This is a genomic window from Pseudomonas sp. GL_093 (assembly GCF_057837605.1).
Window position 1 is genome coordinate 5,534,201 of record NZ_CM174448.1, and the last position, 15,402, is coordinate 5,549,602.

Annotated in this window: 16 protein-coding genes; 6 read left to right on the forward strand and 10 right to left on the reverse strand. The window is 59.0% G+C overall.

All coding sequences use genetic code 11. The features are described from left to right. Positions 1–41: 41 nt before the first annotated feature. Positions 42–983 carry a fatty acid desaturase gene (locus tag AC3IUE_RS25555; RefSeq protein ID WP_489264139.1) on the reverse strand — a complete coding sequence of 314 codons (942 nt, stop codon included), beginning with the start codon at positions 981–983 and terminating at the stop codon, positions 42–44. Between the two features lie 335 nt (positions 984–1,318). Here AC3IUE_RS25555 and AC3IUE_RS25560 point away from each other — a divergent pair, with 335 nt between their 5' ends. Next, positions 1,319–1,735, forward strand: a complete 417-nt coding sequence (locus tag AC3IUE_RS25560) for a GNAT family N-acetyltransferase (protein WP_489264140.1) — start codon at positions 1,319–1,321, stop codon at positions 1,733–1,735. A gap of 149 nt (positions 1,736–1,884) precedes the next feature. On the opposite strand, the gene def is transcribed toward AC3IUE_RS25560, so the two are convergent. The 3 genes from def to AC3IUE_RS25575 form a co-directional block, all read right to left on the reverse strand. Beyond that, complete coding sequence (gene def, locus AC3IUE_RS25565; RefSeq protein WP_489264141.1) at positions 1,885–2,424, reverse strand: peptide deformylase; 540 nt, start codon at positions 2,422–2,424, stop codon at positions 1,885–1,887. Continuing rightward, positions 2,421–3,377 (reverse strand): YihY/virulence factor BrkB family protein, encoded by a 957-nt coding sequence (locus AC3IUE_RS25570; RefSeq protein ID WP_489264142.1) that lies wholly within the window; start codon positions 3,375–3,377, stop codon positions 2,421–2,423. The genes def and AC3IUE_RS25570 overlap by 4 nt, the downstream gene beginning before the upstream one ends. 171 nt (positions 3,378–3,548) lie before the next feature. Next, positions 3,549–3,740, reverse strand: coding sequence for a CsbD family protein (locus AC3IUE_RS25575; RefSeq protein ID WP_033056805.1), 192 nt, complete (start codon positions 3,738–3,740; stop codon positions 3,549–3,551). 199 nt (positions 3,741–3,939) lie between these two features. Between AC3IUE_RS25575 and AC3IUE_RS25580 the strand changes: the two genes are divergently transcribed. After that, positions 3,940–4,317, forward strand: coding sequence for a hypothetical protein (locus AC3IUE_RS25580; protein WP_033056806.1), 378 nt, complete (start codon positions 3,940–3,942; stop codon positions 4,315–4,317). Between the two features lie 172 nt (positions 4,318–4,489). Here AC3IUE_RS25580 and fadD1 read toward each other — a convergent pair whose 3' ends face one another. Together fadD1 and fadD2 are read right to left on the reverse strand one after the other, a co-directional pair. Next, complete coding sequence (gene fadD1, locus AC3IUE_RS25585; protein WP_056741481.1) at positions 4,490–6,190, reverse strand: long-chain-fatty-acid--CoA ligase FadD1; 1,701 nt, start codon at positions 6,188–6,190, stop codon at positions 4,490–4,492. A gap of 352 nt (positions 6,191–6,542) precedes the next feature. Further along, the gene (fadD2, locus tag AC3IUE_RS25590; protein WP_056741482.1) at positions 6,543–8,231 is read right to left on the reverse strand and encodes a long-chain-fatty-acid--CoA ligase FadD2; all 1,689 of its coding nucleotides are present in this window, start codon (positions 8,229–8,231) and stop codon (positions 6,543–6,545) included. A gap of 242 nt (positions 8,232–8,473) precedes the next feature. On the opposite strand from fadD2, the gene AC3IUE_RS25595 reads away from it, so the two are divergent. Next, on the forward strand, positions 8,474–9,418 hold the full coding sequence (locus AC3IUE_RS25595; protein ID WP_489264143.1) for an alpha/beta hydrolase: 945 nt from the start codon (positions 8,474–8,476) through the stop codon (positions 9,416–9,418). Positions 9,419–9,458: 40 nt separating this feature from the next. Then, positions 9,459–9,929: a MaoC family dehydratase gene (locus AC3IUE_RS25600; protein ID WP_046049496.1), complete on the forward strand. Its 471-nt coding sequence runs from the start codon at positions 9,459–9,461 to the stop codon at positions 9,927–9,929. Positions 9,930–10,061: 132 nt separating this feature from the next. Here AC3IUE_RS25600 and AC3IUE_RS25605 read toward each other — a convergent pair whose 3' ends face one another. The 4 genes from AC3IUE_RS25605 to AC3IUE_RS25620 form a co-directional block, all read right to left on the reverse strand. Beyond that, a complete protein-coding gene (locus AC3IUE_RS25605; RefSeq protein ID WP_489264144.1) occupies positions 10,062–10,925 on the reverse strand; it encodes an efflux RND transporter periplasmic adaptor subunit in 864 nt (287 codons plus the stop codon). Positions 10,926–10,935: 10 nt separating this feature from the next. After that, entirely contained in the window at positions 10,936–11,142 is a 207-nt protein-coding gene (locus AC3IUE_RS25610) for a DUF1656 domain-containing protein (protein WP_008151119.1), read from the reverse strand. Beyond that, positions 11,129–13,117 (reverse strand): FUSC family protein, encoded by a 1,989-nt coding sequence (locus AC3IUE_RS25615; protein ID WP_489264145.1) that lies wholly within the window; start codon positions 13,115–13,117, stop codon positions 11,129–11,131. The genes AC3IUE_RS25610 and AC3IUE_RS25615 overlap by 14 nt, the downstream gene beginning before the upstream one ends. A gap of 157 nt (positions 13,118–13,274) precedes the next feature. After that, complete coding sequence (locus AC3IUE_RS25620; protein WP_056741487.1) at positions 13,275–13,742, reverse strand: ferritin-like domain-containing protein; 468 nt, start codon at positions 13,740–13,742, stop codon at positions 13,275–13,277. Between the two features lie 203 nt (positions 13,743–13,945). Between AC3IUE_RS25620 and AC3IUE_RS25625 the strand changes: the two genes are divergently transcribed. Together AC3IUE_RS25625 and AC3IUE_RS25630 are read left to right on the forward strand one after the other, a co-directional pair. Then, positions 13,946–14,182 (forward strand): DUF3820 family protein, encoded by a 237-nt coding sequence (locus AC3IUE_RS25625; protein ID WP_007949456.1) that lies wholly within the window; start codon positions 13,946–13,948, stop codon positions 14,180–14,182. A 36-nt stretch (positions 14,183–14,218) separates the two neighbouring features. Next, complete coding sequence (locus tag AC3IUE_RS25630) at positions 14,219–15,400, forward strand: aminotransferase class V-fold PLP-dependent enzyme (RefSeq protein WP_489264146.1); 1,182 nt, start codon at positions 14,219–14,221, stop codon at positions 15,398–15,400. Positions 15,401–15,402: the final 2 nt, after the last annotated feature.

A 15,402-nucleotide genomic window follows, 5' to 3' on the forward strand; every position in this document is an offset into this window, starting at 1 on the left:
GCCCGGAACCGGCTCGCTCCCACAGGGGACCTCATTCGCCATCAGTGGAATGGGTGCCTGGGGCTGTCTATGGCCTTCACCCCGTGCCGGCGCCACAACTGGCCATAACCCTGCACCAGAAACCCGCCGCTGCGCGCCAGCCATTGCTCACGACGTGCGCGGTAGGCGCGGGGCAAGTCGTACCAGGGCAGCCCGGGCAAGTCGTGATGCACCAAATGCAGATTGAGGTTGAGGAACAGCCAGCGCCACGGCCAGGCAGCTTCATTGATGACCGTCCTTTGCTCGGGCTCGGTGTGGGGACGGTGTTCATAGTAGGAGCGAATCATGGCAATCGAAAGCGCCGGCACACTGATCAGCAACAGGTAATGCCACACCGGCAGCACGCTGTAGCGGGCGATAAACAGCAACATCAACAGGGCCAGCGCGCCGTGGCTTAACCACATCAACCAGGCCTGCCGCTCACCTGTTTTCAGACGTTGCAGCTCTTCCCGGGCCAGCGCCAGCAAGGCCAGCGGTGCACCGAGGGCGAAGCGTCCGAGCACGGTTTTGTTCAGCCAGTGCAGACTCTGTTTGAACAGTGAACTGCCCTGCCACTGCTCGGCGCTCAGGTAACGGCTTTCCGGATCGCGCCCCGGGAGAGTCAGGTCTTCGTCGCGGTGATGCAGCAAATGGCTGTCGCGATACAGGGTGTAGGGATACCAGACGGCGAACGGTGCGTAGCCGAGGATCTTGTTCAGCGATGCCCAGCGGGTGGGGTGACCGTGAAGCAATTCGTGCTGCACCGATAACCAGAGCACCACCAGCGGAATCAGCAACAATGTGCTCCACCACAGGCCCAACCAGCCACTGGCGAGCACGATGCTGAACCAGCCGACGTACACGCCGATCAGCAGCAACCAGGTCGGCCACTCGGTGCGCGCGGTCAAGCGTTGGCGCAGGGTTTCGATTTCTTCACGGTGGGCGGTATCGAAGTAGTGGGGCATGGCGTTGCTCAGATCGGGGACCAGTCCCCTTCTGTGCAATGGCGCAGGGTTTTCTTGCAGATTATTTGGTTATTACGTCAGAAGCAGCGGGAGCCCGAGGCCGGGCTCCCTTGTCACGGGATCAATGACCGAACACATCCACCTTCTTGGCCTTCTTGTCCGCGCGCTTTTCATCGGCGGTTTTTGCCGGTTTCTTCTTCGCTGCTTTTTTTGAATCCATGCCTTTGGCCATGATACGTACTCCACTCATACGGGATGTGAGATCAGGTATACACCTATCGCTGAGCGCGCGTTCTTTTATAATCGTCCGCTTTGCGCACCGACAGTCGAAGACCATGCTCAACACCCAGTACACCTTGCTCGCCGAGCCTTTGTGGCCCTTGATGAACAAGTTTTATCGTGCTCACCAATCGTCGATGAAAGCGGTCCGCGACGCTCAACTCTGGGTGGCCAGGCGCGAGGAGATCATTGGCGCACTGTGTTTGCGACCGGTGGCGGACGGGCATTGGCTGACGGGTTTGTTTGTCGATCCGGCCTGCCGTGAACAGGGCATCGCTGCGGCGTTGATCGCCGAGGCGCTCAAGGATCTTGAAGGCCCGGTGTGGCTGTTTTGTCATCCGGACTTGCGCGGGTTTTATGAACGTCGCGGTTTTACCTTCAACCCGCCACTGCCCTACTCCATGGCCGAACGCTTGAGCCGTTATGCGCGCAGCAAACCGATGATCGCCATGGGGTTGGACCTGGCCAGATAACGCTCAAAAGCCTTATGCAGATCAATGTGGGAGCGAGCTTGCTCCGGGCGGCGTTCCGACGATGAGGCCCTGACAGTCAAATTATTGGTGACTGACACGCCGCCATCGCGAGCAAGCTCGCTCCCACAGGGTTTTGAGGTGTTCTCGAATCAGTCGTCTGAGTTCGGATCGAGATCCGGGAACATCACTTCGGTAAAACCGAATTTGCTGAAGTCACTGATGCGCGACGGGTATAACCGGCCGATCAGGTGATCGCATTCATGCTGCACTACCCGAGCGTGGAAGCCTGAAGCAATGCGCACAATCGGCTGGCCTTTTGGATCAAACCCTTCGTAACGAATGTGCTGATAGCGATCCACCGCGCCACGCAGGCCGGGCACCGACAGGCAGCCTTCGAAACCCTCTTCCAGCGTCGGGTTCAATGGCGTGATCAGCGGGTTGATCAGAATCGTCTGCGGCACGGCTTCGGCGTCCGGGTAGCGTTCGCTGTGCTCGAAACCGAAGATCACCAGTTGCAGGTCGACGCCGATCTGCGGCGCGGCCAGGCCGACTCCGCCAACGCTTTCCATGGTCTGGAACATGTCGTCGATCAGTTGCCACAGCTCGGGGCTGTCGAACATTTCGGCGGGCACCGGCGGGGCAATGCGCAGCAGGCGCTCGTCGCCCATTTTCAGAATTTCACGGATCATTTGATGACTTCGTCAGTGGTCGGCTTGATCGAGTGGTCCCGACCCAGTCCCGACACGTGGTGTTTGGGTTCGTGATCGAGCTCGCCGGGGACTTTTTCGCCATCATTCTTGCCTTCGGTCGACATGTGTTCGATCACGGCATTCATCTCGGCGCCGAGCAACAGCACCGCGGCGGAAATGTAGAAGTACAGCAACAGCACGATGATCGCGCCGATACTGCCATACATGGCGTTGTAGTTGGCGAACGTCTTGACGTACAGACCGAAGCCCAGCGACGCAATGATCCACACCACCACCGCCAGCACCGAGCCCGGGGTGATGAAACGGAACTCTTGTTTGACGTCGGGCATGACGTAATAAATCAGCGCCACCGCCATCATCAACAGAATCACGACCACCGGCCAGCGCACGATGGTCCAGAGGGTCACGATGAACTCTTCAAGGCCGACTTGCGAGGCGATCCACTCCATCACCTGCGGCCCAAGCACCATCAGCGCGGCGGCCATCAGCAGCATGCCGGCGATGCCGATGGTGTAGAAAATCGACAGCGGAAAACGCTTCCACGCCGGCCGGCCTTCGACCACGTCGTAGGCAGCGTTCATCGCGCTCATCATCAGCCGCACACCGGCGGACGCGGTCCACAGGGCAATCACAATACCGACCGACAGTAAGCCACCCTTGGATTGCTGGAGCTGGTCGATGACCGGGTTCACCTGCTCCAGTGCCTGGGGCGGCAGGACCAGTTCCGATTGCAGGCGCAGCCAGGAGAAGAAGTCCGGGAGGTGCAGGAAACCGATCAGGGCGATCAGGAACAGAATGAAGGGAAACAGCGAGAACAGCATCTGATAGGCCAACGCCGAGGCATAGGTCGACATCTCGTCGTCGACGAACTCGGTGATCGTGCGCACCATGACACGGTGCAGGCGCTGACCTTTCATGTGTGGGAAAAACATTAGCGTCTCCTTTCGCCGCAAATTTGGTCGAAGTCGTGGCGACTCAGGGGCCGTTTTCTACATCAAAGTAGCCTACTTGGCGAGTTTGAAACAATTTCCTTGTGCAAGTTCAGGCTGACACAAAAACGGCCATCCGCGGATGGCCGTTTCTGTTGCTCATCAAAGGCCTGATCACGCCTTGTCGATGCCTTTTTTAAGCGCATCCTTAGCTTTGCCGACCGCTTGCTGGACTTCACCTTTCTTTTCCTGCACGACGCCTTCGGCGCGCATTTTGTCGTTACCGGTGGCCTTGCCGACGCCTTGCTTGACGTTACCGACGGCTTCGTTGGCCATGCCTTTTACTTTATCGCCAGTGCTGCTCATGGTGTTTCTCCTGTGAACCATTCAACGGGGAAAGTCGTTACACAAGGTTGACCGAAGGCGTTTGCACGGAGTTTCATTTATTTTCCCGGCGACATTTCATCGTTCAGTGCAGGTTGGGCTTTATGTTTGCCGACCAACCCCCGAGAATGCGCAACGTATTCAGGCCATGGCGCTGAAGATCCAATCCCGTAGGAATGTTATGAAACTCGATAAAAAGCAGGCCATTGCCCGCAGAAACCAGGAACTTGGCGGTGCTGTGCTTGGCGTCAACAACTGCCATTTCACCGAATTGAACCGCAATCGCAACATCTGGTGGTTCGATATTCCGGTCGCGCGCCTGGCCATTGGTCAGTACGAGTGGGTTCACCTGCTGATGCACACCCCGGATACCGACGAACTGCTGCACCTGAAAGTGCCGACGGTATTCCTGCGCGAGAAGCTGGAAGGTCTGGTGGTGCGCAATGAAGGCAAGCGTAAAGCAGCCTTGAGCCTGGAACTGAGCGCCGACAAGGACTCGTACCTCCAGGACATGCGCCCGGCGGGTACCAACGTCAATTTCGCGCAGTTCCGCCTCTGAGCTAAAAGCAAAAGCATCGCGAGCAAGCTCGCTCCCACATTTTTGACCGAGTGCTTCGAGAAAGAATGCGATCAACTGTGGGAGCGAGCTTGCTCGCGATAGCGGTCTGACAGGCGCTGAATCTTTCCTGTCAGGCAAAAAGAAGCCCCGCATCTGCGGGGCTTTTTGTTTGTTACGCGCTTACCTTTTTGACGCCGAGCTTCTTCAGCTCTTCATCGCGCAACTCGCGGCGCAGGATCTTGCCGACGTTGGTGGTCGGCAGCGCATCGCGGAACTCCACGGAGCGCGGAACCTTGTAGCCAGTGACGTTGGCGCGCATGTGCTCCATCACCTGTTCCTTGGTCAGCGTCACGCCCGGTTTGGCGACGATGAAGATCTTGATCGCCTCGCCCGACTTCTCGTCCGGCACGCCGATGGCTGCGCATTGCAGCACGCCCGGCAGGGTCGCGAGCACGTCTTCCAGTTCGTTCGGGTACACGTTGAAACCGGAGACCAGAATCATGTCTTTCTTGCGATCGACAATGCGCATGTAACCGTCAGGCTGGATCAGCGCGATGTCACCGGTCTTCAACCAGCCTTCGCTGTCGAGGATTTCATCGGTGGCGTCCTGACGCTGCCAGTAACCCTTCATCACTTGCGGACCTTTCACACACAGCTCGCCGATGTCGCCTAACGGCTGTTCAACGCCGGCATCGTCGATGACTTTGCACAGGGTCGACGGAACCGGAATACCGATGGTGCCGATCTGGATGTTCTGGATTGGATTGACGGTGGCCACCGGACTGGTTTCGGTCATGCCGTAACCTTCGCAGATGGCGCAACCGGTGACCGCTTTCCAGCGCTCGGCCGCGGCCAGTTGCAGGGCCATGCCACCGGACAGGGTGACTTTCAGCGCCGAGAAGTCCAGCTTGCGGAAGCCTTCGTTGTTGCACAGGGCGACGAACAGCGTGTTGAGCCCGACGAAACCGCTGAACTTCCACTTCGACAGTTCCTTGACCATCGCCGTCAAATCGCGCGGGTTGCTGATCAGGATGTTGTGGTTGCCGATCAGCATCATCGCCATGCAATGAAAGGTGAAGGCATAGATGTGGTACAGCGGCAGCGGCGTGATCAGGACCTCACAACCTTCATTGAGGTTGGAACCCATCAGCGCCTTGCACTGCAGCATGTTCGCCACCAGGTTGCGGTGGGTCAGCATCGCGCCTTTGGCCACGCCGGTGGTGCCGCCGGTGTATTGCAGCACGGCAACGTCGCTGCTGGCCGGGTTGGCTTCAGCCACTGGCTGGCCGTGGCCCTTGCGCAGTACGTCGTTGAACTTGATGGCCTTGGGCAAGTGATACGCCGGGACCATCTTCTTCACGTACTTGATGACGCTGTTGACCAGCAGGCGCTTGAGCGGTGGCAGCAGGTCGGCCACTTCGGTGACGATCACGTGCTTGACGCCGGTTTTCGGCACGACGAGCTGGGCCAGGTGCGCCATGTTGGCCAGGCAGACCAGGGCTTTGGCACCGGAGTCGTTGAATTGGTGTTCCATTTCCCGCGCGGTGTACAGCGGGTTGGTGTTGACCACGATCAGCCCGGCGCGGATGGCACCGAAGACGGCGACCGGGTACTGCAACACGTTGGGCAGCTGCACGGCGATTCGATCGCCCGGCTGCAAGTCGGTATGCTGTTGCAGGTACGCGGCAAAGGCACCGGACAATTCGTACAGTTCACCGTAGGTGATTGTCTTGCCCAGGTTGCTGAATGCCGGTTTGTCGGCAAAGCGTTGGCAGGACTGCTTCAACACCGCCTGAATATTCGGATACTCGTCCGGATTGATGTCGGCAGCAATCCCGGCAGGGTACTTATCCTTCCAAAAGTCTTCGATCATGGAAGCCCACTCCTCAGCAACGCGAATTCAAATACCGCATTTGATGCGATTATTATTGGTGTTTGATTATTGGTGAGTCTGGCTTTTAACAAGGCCGAGAAGTCACAAAGCGCGCCGAGAGTAGCAGCTTTGCCAAGGGCCGACCAGAGCCAAAAGCAGCCTCTACAGTCACTTTAATGACTCAAGAATAACAAGCGGTCATTTTAGAGCAATAAACCTATATGTCGCTGAAAGCCCCTGAATTCGGGGCTTTCCAAAAAAAATCGCGAGCAGGCTCGCTCCCACAGGATCACCGAGAACCTTGTGGGAGCGAGCCTGCTCGCGATCCGTGCGAAGCGCGGCCATTCAACGATCAGGCGATATCACGCAACTCCCGCCGCAATATCTTGCCCACCGGCGTCATCGGCAACGACTCACGCAAGACGATGTGCTTGGGCACTTTGTACGCCGTGAAGTTTTCCTTGCAATAGGCCTTCAGCTCTTCAAGGCTGACACCCGTTTCACGGGCCACCACAAACAGCTTCACCGCCTCCCCCGAACGCTCGTCCGGCACACCGATCACCGCACAGTTGGCGACTTTCGGGTGAGCCATCACCACGTCTTCGATCTCGTTCGGGTACACGTTGAAACCCGAAACGATGATCATGTCTTTCTTGCGATCGACGATGCGCACAAATCCGTCTGGGTCGATCACCGCGATGTCGCCCGACTTGAACCAGCCTTCGGCATCCAGCACTTCGGCGGTGGCTTCGGGTTTCTGCCAGTAACCCTTCATGATCTGCGGGCCCTTGATGCACAGTTCGCCGCGCTCGCCCAGCGCCTGCTCGACGCCTTCATCGTTGATGACTTTCAGCGTGGTGCCCGGCACCGGCAGGCCGACTGTACCGAGCCGCGACTTGTCGCCGTACGGGTTGGTGCAGGCCACCGGCGAGGTTTCGGTCAGGCCGTAACCTTCGGTGATGCGACATCCGGTGAGCTGTTCCCAGCGCTCGGCCGTGGCCTTGACCAGCGCGGTGCCGCCGGAGTTGGTGAGTTTGAGGCTGGAGAAATCCAGGGTCTTGAAGTCCGGATGGTCCATCAGCGCAACGAACAGGGTGTTGAGCCCCAGCAGCGCCGAGAACCGCCAGTTCTTCAGCTCCTTGATGAAGCCCTTGATGTCTCGCGGATTGGTGATCAGCACGTTGTGGTTGCCCGACACCATCATGCACATGCAATTCGCCGTGAACGCATAGATGTGGTACAGCGGCAGCGGCGCGACCATGACCTCTTGCCCTTCGCGCAACAGCGGCTGGCCGTCATTGCCAAACTGCTCCAGGCACGCCCGCACTTGCTGCATGTTGGCCACCAGATTGCCATGGGTCAGCATCGCGCCTTTGGCCAGGCCGGTAGTGCCGCCGGTGTATTGCAGCACGGCGATGTCGTCGAGCCGGATCTTCAGCGGCTTGATGCCCAGGCCCCGGCCCAGGCGCAGCGCGCTCTTGAAGGAAATGGCCTGCGGCAAGGAGTACGCCGGGACCATCTTCTTGACCTTGCTCACCATCGTATTGACCAGCCAGCCCTTGGCGGCGGGCATCAGGTCGCCCATCTTCGCTTCGATCAGGTACTGGATGTCGGTGTCGGGCAGCACTTCCTGGACTTTGGCCCCGAACATGTTCAGGTAGACCAGCGCCCGGGCACCGGAGTCCTTGAACTGATGACGCATCTCCCGCGCGGTGTACAGCGGGTTGGTGTTGACCACGATCAGCCCGGCGCGCAAGGCTCCGAACACGGCAATCGGGTAATGCAGGACGTTGGGCATCTGCACCGCAATGCGATCCCCCGGCACCAGGTCGGTGTGGGCTTGCAGGTAACCGGCGAACGCTGCGCTGTAGCGTTCCAGTTCGGCGTAGGTCAGGGTGACGCCCATGTTGCTGAATGCCGGGCGGTCAGCAAATTTCTTGCAGGAACGCTCGAACACCTCGATCACCGACTTATAGGCCCCTTGATCGATGTCCAGGGGCACGCCGGCCGGGCGTTTGTCATTCCAGAAATCAGGTTGCATTATTCTTGTCCTCTTTACCTGAACCTATCCGGGGCCGCTTTTCTGTCCTTCCTCTCTTATCCCTCAAAAAGCAGAAAAAGCGAAAAACGGAGCTTCACGGACACTAGCAGCTATGGCGAATCAGGCAAATATGCGCACGGTCGACATTGATCGTGTGAATCTTGCTGCCACGGCGTGGCCTGATCAGACGGCACGCTATGGATGCGCTATACAATGCAACGACCAAGCGCAAAGGAACCGCCATGATCCACGACACTTTCTGGCTGACCGCGAGTGACCGCAGCCGCCTCTTCGTCAACCAGTGGCTGCCCGCCGCGCCTTTAAAAGCAGTGATTCTGTTGGCCCATGGCATGGCGGAACACAGTGGCCGCTACGCCCGTCTGGCGGAAAAACTCTGTGATCAGGGCTACGGTGTGTATGCGCCGGACCTGCGTGGACATGGCAAAACTGCCGAAAACGGGACACTGGGCCATTTCGCCGACGATGACGGTTGGTGCAAGGTGGTCGGCGACCTGGCGAGCCTCAACCAGCACATCGGACAACAACATCCCGACGCGCCGATCGTGCTGCTCGGTCACAGCATGGGCAGTTACATCGCCCAGGCTTATCTGCTGCACCACAGCGCCAGCCTGCACGGGGCCGTTCTCAGCGGTTCGAACTTCCAACCGGTGGCGCTCTATCGCGCGGCGCGGCAGATTGCGCGGTTGGAACGTTTGCGCCAGGGCCCGAAGGGTCGCAGCGCGTTGATCGAATGGCTGTCGTTCGGTTCGTTCAACAAAAAATTCAAACCGGCGCGCACCCAGTTCGACTGGCTCAGCCGCGATCCGGCGGAGGTCGACCTGTACGCCAACGACCCGCTCTGCGGCTTTCGCTGCACCAATCAGCTGTGGATCGATTTACTCGGTGGGTTGCAGCAAATCAGCAAAGCGTCCAATCTCGCTCAGATTGATCCGGGCCTGCCGTTGCTGGTCATCGGCGGTGAATGTGATCCGGTGAGCGAAGGCAAGCGTCTGAAAGATCTGGCCCATGCGCTGCGCGCTGCCGGCAGCCAGAGCCTGCAACTGACTATTTACCCGCAGGCACGGCATGAACTGTTCAACGAGAGCAACCGCGATGAAGTGATCAATGACGTGTTGAGCTGGATCGCCCAGGCGCTGAGCCACCGTCGACCACCCAGATCGGAATAGTTTTTTTGAATTTATTTATTCGTGACAGGAATTGAAACAGATGACCCAGGTTACCAACACCCCTTACGAAGCCCTTGAAGTCGGCCAGACCGCCAGCTACAGCAAGACGGTCGAAGAGCGCGACATTCAGTTGTTCGCCGCGATGTCCGGCGACCACAACCCGGTGCACCTGGACGCTGAATTCGCCGCCGGCACCATGTTCAAGGAGCGCATCGCTCACGGCATGTTCAGCGGTGCGCTGATCAGCGCTGCCGTTGCCTGCGAGTTGCCTGGGCCGGGGACTATTTATATCGGTCAGCAAATGAGCTTTCAGAAGCCGGTGAAAATTGGCGACACGCTGACCGTGCGTCTGGAGATTCTCGAGAAGCTGCCGAAGTTTCGTGTGCGGATTGCCACTCGCGTGTTTAACCAGCGCGATGAATTGGTAGTGGATGGCGAGGCGGAGATTCTGGCGCCGCGCAAGCAGCAGACGGTGACGCTGCCTAAGCTGCCGGCAATCAGCATCGGCTGATCTCCGCTCCCCGGCCTGACACTGATCGTTCCCACGCTCCGCGTGGGAATGCCTCAACGGACGCTCCGCGTTCGGCTGTTGATGGGACGCGGAGCGTCCCGGGCTGCATTCCCACGCAGAGCGTGGGAACGATCAGCGCTCACCCTCCTGCACCTGCACACTCGCCGTCATCCCCGAACTCAAATTCATCCCTTCCGGCAACTGATCAATCTTGATCCGTACCGGAATCCGCTGCGCCAACCTCACCCAGTTAAACGTCGGCTCGACCTCTGCCAGCAACTGCCCGTCCGGCGTGGTATTGCGATCGGTAATCCCGCGACTGATGCTTTCCACATGCCCCTGCAACGCCTCCCCCGCGCTCATCAACCAGACCTTTACCGGATCGCCAACACGAATCCGCGGCAGCTTGGTTTCCTCGAAATACGCCTGCACATAGAAAGTCGAATCGTCGATCAACGCCATCACCGATTGCCCGGCATTCACGTAATTGCCTTCAGCCAGACGCAGGTTGGTGATGTGGCCGCTGCGGGGCGCATGGACCTGACTGCGCGCGAGATTGAGTTCTGCAACCTTGGCTTCGGCCTGCGCTTCACGCAGTTCGCCACGGGCGATGCCAGCGTTGATCTGTGCGTTTTCACGCAGCTCGGCACTGATTGCCTGCGGACCGAGGGCAGCGCGGCGACTGGCTTCGCGTTCGCGCAGATTGAGTTGCTGCTGACGGGTCTGCACCACCGCTTGAGCTTTCTCCAGCGCCGCTTCGAAACGGTCGCGATCAATGCTCAGCAATAAATCGCCGGCCTTGACCTGTTGGTTATCAAAAGCCTTGAGTTCACGCACCCAACCCGAGACGTCCGGGGCGATGACCACCACGTCGGCGCGGATCCGCGCATCCCGAGTCCAAGGCGTGAGCATGTAGTACTGCCATAAATGGAAGCCGGCAAAAATCGCCACCGCCACCAGGCACAAGGTCACCGCGACACGTATCGGTGTACGCATTTTCAACTCCTTATAAAGGTCCGAGGACGACGGTGATCAAGGTCAATACACAGACGTACAAGGCGCAATCAAACAATGCTTCGTGCCAGATCCAGCGGCCCACCGGCGTCAGGCGCAAGAGCATGCGCAAGGCCCCAGTGACGAGCAGCGCCAGCAGCACATAAATCAGAAACGGACTGAGCAGCACGCCACCCACCGACCACTCACGCAAGCCCATGGCTTTGCTCCTGTTGACGGCACCAGGCGCGCCAGCTGCTTTGCAATTGCAGCACCGCGCCTTGGGCCAGTTTCACCGCATCGCTGGGGGGCAACGCATACAAAGTCTTCAAGAATTCTTCGCTCGGCTGCGCCAACGCCTCGGCGCGATTGCCGGTCGGGCCTTGCTCGAGGATTTTTTCCAGCTGTTCGAGATAACGCCGTTGAGGCGCGCTGACCGGTGCCTGCGCCACCGCCAGACTCAAACGCAAATGCAGCAATTCGTCGCCGATGTCCAGGCCGAGCAGGCCATCGTCCCAGCGACTACGAGCCGGTTCCGGCAATTCGGGATAGTGCCGCGCCAGTTGTAGCAAGCGGTCGGCCATGCGTCCGCCAAACCAGCTTTCGGCACCGCGCAGATTGCGCCGGGTCAGGCGCACCAGATCGTCGAGTGTCGCCGCCAATAAGCGTCGGCCATGCCACGTCGGGTCGCGCAGGATCAACAAATGGAACGCCAGCACTGCAGCGCCGACACCGACCACAATGGATTGAGCGCTGTTGAAGAACGTCGCGACATCGAATTTCATCGCGTTGAGCGGCGAGACCAGCACGATGAAGTGCAGACAAAATGAGGTCGCCGTCGCACCGATCTGCGGTTTGGCCATGCCCAGCGCGCCGAGGAACAACGGCACGCCCATGCCCATGCACAGCAAGGCAAAACCACTCCATTGCGGCAGCAGAATCTGCCCGACGATAAACGCGGCCGGAATTGCCAGGAAGATCCCGCGCATAAAACTCATGCCTATCTGGGCACCGTTCTCGCGGCTGGCGAACAGGCTACACACCACGCACGTCAACAGCAGCGCGCCGGAGGCCGCGGGCCAGGCGGTCGCCAACCAGAAGCACGAGACCACCAGAAACGCCAGGGCACTGCGGGTACCGAAAATCAGCGCCAATGACAGGTCGCGGTGTGGTGTCAGGGTTCTCGGTGGATCGACCGTTTCCTTGCCCTCCTCAACGGCGTTCAACGCGGCGCTGGCCGCCATGGCGGTATCGAGCAACAAAGTGAAACGAGCCAGACAGTAACTCTGTGCGGAGCTGATGTGCGGGTCGTGGGAAGCGTCGAGCAACCTCGGACGCAGCGCTTGCAGGGTCGCGGTATCCGGACTGTTGAGCGCCTCTTGAACCTCGGTCATCCAGGGCAACAGTTGCTCGGCTTCCTGGGGTTCCAATTGCTTCCACTGACGGCGCACCGAACGGGCGATGCGCAGCAGCATCAACAGCTTTTGGCTCAAGCCGCTGATCGCCCGCGCTCGTTGCCGTCCCAGGCCACCTTCAAACCAGGCATGCTCGCGCTGGGCATCGACGGCGACGATTCTCCCGAGGATTTCCAGCAAGCCTTTACGCGCCTGACCATCACCGGCCAACGTCGCACGTGCGGCGTTCATACCGCTTTGCCACGCTGCCCGCGCCTGATCCGCCAATTGCCGTTCGACCCGCATCGGCCAGAGCAGCGCACTGGCGGCGGTGGCGCAAAGAATGCCCAGGCAGATTTCCGTGCAGCGAGCCACGGCTTGATCGAACACCGTCAGCGGATGAGTAATGGCCGGCAGCGCGATGATCGCCACCGTGTAACCGGCCAGCACGAACGAATAGGACCAGGCGCTGCGCAGCAAGGTCGAACTCGCCGTACACAACCCCAGCCACAACGCCAAGGCCAACAAAAACAGCCAAGGCGTCTGGGCAAACAACCCCATGAACACCACTGACATGATCGTCCCGACCAAAGTCCCCAACAGCCGCGCCAAGCCCTTCTGCACCACCATCCCCGACAAGGGCTGGGCGACGATGAACGCGGTCATCAACGCCCAGGCCGGTTGCTCCAGGCCCCAGCGCAATGCCAGCCACAGCGCCAGGCCGCCGCCGATCAAGGTCTTGATCGCGAACTGTAAGGCGCGGCGGTCAGGCGCAAATAAAGCCTGCAAGGTGATAGGCACGTAAAGGACTCTTGGAAAGGCGATTTAACGATAGTCGGGATCGGTTCAGTCACTTGATAAACAAATTATTAGCTAGCTAACTAACATCCGTCCAGTGCTAATTCCCGGACACAAAAAAACGCCAGACTGGCTGGCGTTTTTGACAGACAACGAACGCTTACGAGCGTGCGCGAGCCTGGTTACGCAGGGCTTTTACCTGATCGTGATTGCGTTGCACGCCGTGGTACTGACGTTCAACCAGGTCACGAATGCCCACCAGGTTGTGTTTGCTGATTTTTTCGATGGCTTCTTTGTAAGCCTTGAGAGCATGGTCTTCACCCCGCTCTGCTTCGTTCAGCACGGCTTCTTCATCCTTGCCGGTGAACATCGATTTCACGTCGACCCAGCGACGGTGCAGGTCACCGCTGACACTGGTGGACGTTTCCGGATCGCCGCCTAGCGAACGCACCTGCGCTTGCAGTTCGGAAGCCGCAGTGGCGCAGTCGACGGAGCGTTGCATGAACAGCGATTTCAGTTCAGGGTGTTTGATGTCTTCAGCGCAAGTCTTGAACCCTTCCTGACCGTCTTTGCTGGTTTCAATCAGGTCGTTGAGTACAGAGATGGCTTCTTTATTCATGTCAGTCATTTTCAATTCCTCGCGGGTTGATGAGAGATGCAATAGGTATTGCACCCTGCATGCCAGCTTTGAACTGACTACTTACTACTTATATTTCAATCACTTATCGTTTAACGCGAAATCTGTATCCGCTTTTTTTGCATGATCTGTCATTTGGCCTGCATGCAGAATGCCTGTATTTTCCAGACTGTTTGAATCAAGACGACTGATTGATGAACCCTGAAAAACTCGAACTGTTGATTACCCGTGAAATGCCCTTCGGCAAATACAAGGGCCGAATCATTGCCGACCTCCCCGGCCAATACCTGAACTGGTTCGCTCGGGAAGGTTTCCCCCATGGCGAACTCGGCGGCTTGCTGGCCTTGATGCAGGAAATCGATCACAACGGCCTGTCGGAGCTGCTCGAACCGCTACGCGCCAAACATGGCAAACCCGCCCCTCGCCACTGACCCGACACCCAGACCTGGCCCCTGATTGAGTAGCCCATGCCCGATAACACCCGCCGCGCCCGTGATGAAGCTTTCTGGCGAACCTTTGCCGACCGATACGCGGTTGAACCCGGCCCGGTCAACCTCGAAAACGGGTACTTCGGGCGCATGTCGCGCACGGTGGTCGAGGAGTATCAGCGCAACATCGAAATGATCAATCGCAGCAACTCGGTGCACGTGCGACAACGCTTCGAACAGGGCGAAAGCCTGGAGATTCGCAAACAGCTCGCCGAGCTGGTGGGCGTACCCGCCGACACCGTCGCCCTCACCCGCAACGCTTCGGATGGTCTGCAATCGCTGATCCGCAACTACAACCGTCTGACGCCGGGCGATCAGGTGCTGATCTGTGATCTGGAATACGACACGGTCAAAGGCGCCATGCGCTGGCTGGCACGTCATCGCGGTGTCGAAGTGATCGAGATCGAACACTCGCACCCCGCCAGTTTCGACAGTTTGCTGGCCACTTACCGCGAAGCCTTCGTGCGTTATCCGCGACTCAAACTGATGGCCCTGACCCACGTTACTCATCGCACCGGACTGGTGATGCCGGTTCAGGCCATTGCCACAGCCGCCAGGGAACATGGCATCGACGTGATCCTTGATGGTGCCCATGCGCTCGGCCAGTTCGAGTTCAGTCTCGATAAACTGGGCATCGCCTTTGCTGGCTACAACCTGCACAAATGGATCGGTGCGCCACTGACCCTGGGCTTCATGTACATCGCCCCCGAGCGCCTGGCCGACATCGACCCGGACATGGGCGAGATGCACTTCCCGGTCACCGACATTCGCGCACGCACGCCGTACAGCACGCCCAATATCCCGGCGCTGCTGACCCTGCCGCTGGTGTTCGAGGAACATCGGGCCATGGGTGGTTCCGCCGCCAAGGGCGCTCGGCTCAATTACCTGCGCAACCGCTGGGTGAGCGCGGTACGCGAGTTGCCGGGGATCGACGTCATGACCCCGGACGACCCGCGACTGTATTGCGGCATCACTTCGATGCGCTTTACCCGGCATGCCGATCAACAGGCGATGGTCGAGCGGCTGCTCAAGGACTACAACCTGTTTACCGTGGCGCGCAGTGGTGCCGCGAGTGGTCCGTGCATTCGCATAACGCCGGGGCTCACCACCACGGGTGCAGACATGGATCTACTGGCACGGGCGTTGACCGAACTGCGCTGACG

Bases quoted from the DNA above. Each gene is read 5' to 3' on its own strand.
- AC3IUE_RS25555 (WP_489264139.1), bottom strand. From the start codon at position 983: ATGCCCCACTACTTCGATACCGCCCACCGTGAAGAAATCGAAACCCTG.
- AC3IUE_RS25560 (WP_489264140.1), top strand. From the start codon at position 1,319: ATGCTCAACACCCAGTACACCTTGCTCGCCGAGCCTTTGTGGCCCTTG.
- def (WP_489264141.1), bottom strand. From the start codon at position 2,424: ATGATCCGTGAAATTCTGAAAATGGGCGACGAGCGCCTGCTGCGCATT.
- AC3IUE_RS25570 (WP_489264142.1), bottom strand. From the start codon at position 3,377: ATGTTTTTCCCACACATGAAAGGTCAGCGCCTGCACCGTGTCATGGTG.
- AC3IUE_RS25575 (WP_033056805.1), bottom strand. From the start codon at position 3,740: ATGAGCAGCACTGGCGATAAAGTAAAAGGCATGGCCAACGAAGCCGTC.
- AC3IUE_RS25580 (WP_033056806.1), top strand. From the start codon at position 3,940: ATGAAACTCGATAAAAAGCAGGCCATTGCCCGCAGAAACCAGGAACTT.
- fadD1 (WP_056741481.1), bottom strand. From the start codon at position 6,190: ATGATCGAAGACTTTTGGAAGGATAAGTACCCTGCCGGGATTGCTGCC.
- fadD2 (WP_056741482.1), bottom strand. From the start codon at position 8,231: ATGCAACCTGATTTCTGGAATGACAAACGCCCGGCCGGCGTGCCCCTG.
- AC3IUE_RS25595 (WP_489264143.1), top strand. From the start codon at position 8,474: ATGATCCACGACACTTTCTGGCTGACCGCGAGTGACCGCAGCCGCCTC.
- AC3IUE_RS25600 (WP_046049496.1), top strand. From the start codon at position 9,459: ATGACCCAGGTTACCAACACCCCTTACGAAGCCCTTGAAGTCGGCCAG.
- AC3IUE_RS25605 (WP_489264144.1), bottom strand. From the start codon at position 10,925: ATGCGTACACCGATACGTGTCGCGGTGACCTTGTGCCTGGTGGCGGTG.
- AC3IUE_RS25610 (WP_008151119.1), bottom strand. From the start codon at position 11,142: ATGGGCTTGCGTGAGTGGTCGGTGGGTGGCGTGCTGCTCAGTCCGTTT.
- AC3IUE_RS25620 (WP_056741487.1), bottom strand. From the start codon at position 13,742: ATGACTGACATGAATAAAGAAGCCATCTCTGTACTCAACGACCTGATT.
- AC3IUE_RS25625 (WP_007949456.1), top strand. From the start codon at position 13,946: ATGAACCCTGAAAAACTCGAACTGTTGATTACCCGTGAAATGCCCTTC.
- AC3IUE_RS25630 (WP_489264146.1), top strand. From the start codon at position 14,219: ATGCCCGATAACACCCGCCGCGCCCGTGATGAAGCTTTCTGGCGAACC.